The sequence below is a fragment of the Moorena sp. SIO4E2 genome (assembly GCF_010671945.1).
Taxonomy (GTDB): Bacteria; Cyanobacteriota; Cyanobacteriia; order Cyanobacteriales; family Coleofasciculaceae; genus Moorena; species Moorena producens.
The window spans coordinates 1-1825 of sequence record NZ_JAAHIE010001057.1; the positions used below are offsets into that span (position 1 = coordinate 1).

At 48.7% G+C, this 1825-nt stretch carries 1 pseudogene; it reads right to left on the reverse strand.

Annotated elements, in window-relative coordinates:
* Positions 1-135: 135 nt before the first annotated feature.
* Positions 136-1642 (reverse strand): annotated as a pseudogene (gene tnpC / locus F6K37_RS40580) (IS66 family transposase).
* Positions 1643-1825 lie beyond the last annotated feature (183 nt).

The following is a 1825-nucleotide window of genomic DNA, read 5'->3' on the forward strand; positions in this document are numbered from 1 at the left end:
CAAGATGCCCGTTCCACCAAAATGGCCATTCCAGCCACCTGGTCAAACAGCTTTAATGAGATGTACCCCTACTCCCTTGCCTATACTTAATTATAATTATTAAGCGGTTTTGCATTTAAATTAGATCGTAAGAATTCAGGTCATTGGAATCAGGGAAGGATAAGAAACCGTTGTTGGGGAAACGGTAGCCTCAAGAGCTTGTCGGAAAAATTCCACAGCCGAACGACCCTGGACACGGCAGGTTTGGATGACGCTGAGTAAATCCGCTGTTTCCCGAAACCGTTCCATGGAACGGGAACCGCCACAGACCTTACGTTTGGTCACTGCTGGACGCAATGCTCTTTCCGCTCGATTATTATCAGGTGGAACTTCTGGGTGCTATACGGAAATACCACCATTGGGCAGCTTTGTTTCTAAGAGAACGCAGCAGTAGCCCAGCTGCAGCTCCGGCTTGAGAACTCCATTGCTCCAAAGCTTTCTCCAACTTGGGTTTGAAGCGATGCAGCGCGGTCTTGGGGGTTTCCCCCATGAGCGACTGCATCAAGACACTGAGCTACCCACCCTCGATAAGCAGCTCCATCTTGAGTCTCTCGCCATTTTTGATGCTCATCGAAGGCCTCATCAATTAAATCCAGGAACCGTTGTCCCAATTTCGGGTTATTGCCATGACCCAAGCGGATCACTTTTTTGAAGTGCCGTCTCAGATGAGCTAAACACTTCTGCTGGTGAGCGACTTTGTAACCGTTATAGACACGCTCTGCCGTCGGAACTGAGGACTCCAGCAAATTCGGAACCCACAATTTGTTCGAGTTCCACCCGCCCTCGGGTATCTGCGGCATGGAACGCCCGAAAATTTGGCTCCGGCAACAGTCCACAACCATTCTTTTACTCCAGCCACCCCCCACGGGGTTTCATCAACGTGCAGGTGTTGCTGTTGTTGCGCCCACTGCCAAAGTTCTTGAATAGGTATAGCTACCGACTGCGCCAGTCGTCGATTGGTGGCGGCTAGAGTTCCCACTCCGATTTTGAGTCCCGTCAACTCTAGTAGCCATTCTTGTTGTTTTTCTTCGGATAGGTTTCCGTGATTTCCAATCCTTGCCAGCATCGCGCTGTTGGAGATGCCCAAGTCTTGTCCGGGGATGACTCCAGGGGCTTTGGCTTCTTTGACTTGCCTGTGGCAATGGACACATTTGCAAGTGTGATACTGATATTCGACTATTTCTACGGGACGCTCTACGAGTTGGGCGACTTGTTTACAGCTTACAGATACAGGTGCGTCAAGGAATTCTTCTGAGCCACAGTTGGGACACACTGATGGTCTGACAATTTGGTAGCGGTCTACTCGCGCCATACCTTTTCTGGTTTTTCCTTGATGTCCCGGCTGCCCTCCAGGTTTTCTTTTGGCTTGAGGGGCGATTGACTCTGGCGGTTTGGGTTTTTCCGATTTCTGAATTAAGTCCGCTGATGGCGGTTGTGAGGTAATTTGGCTGTTGGGTCTGAGTCTGAGCTTGAGCTGGGCTACTTCCTCTAACAGTTGGTCAATCAGCTTTTGCTGCTCTAGTATCATGACCACCAACTGCTCCGTTGTCAGTTGCTTGAGTTGGGGGGGAGCTAGTTTTTCGGGTTTCGGTTTTTCGCTCATGCCGTCACCATACCGGATTTCTTGATTTTGTCAACCCCTCTCACCTGAATTCTTACATTAGATCTTCTTCCGTTAGAAAAAACTCCCTAGTCAATCACAGCAAAAGCTTAAAACTTTCTTTGGTAACTAGTAATTAAAAATATCTTGACAAATAATGTTATGTATGCATTGAAGAAGCGGAGG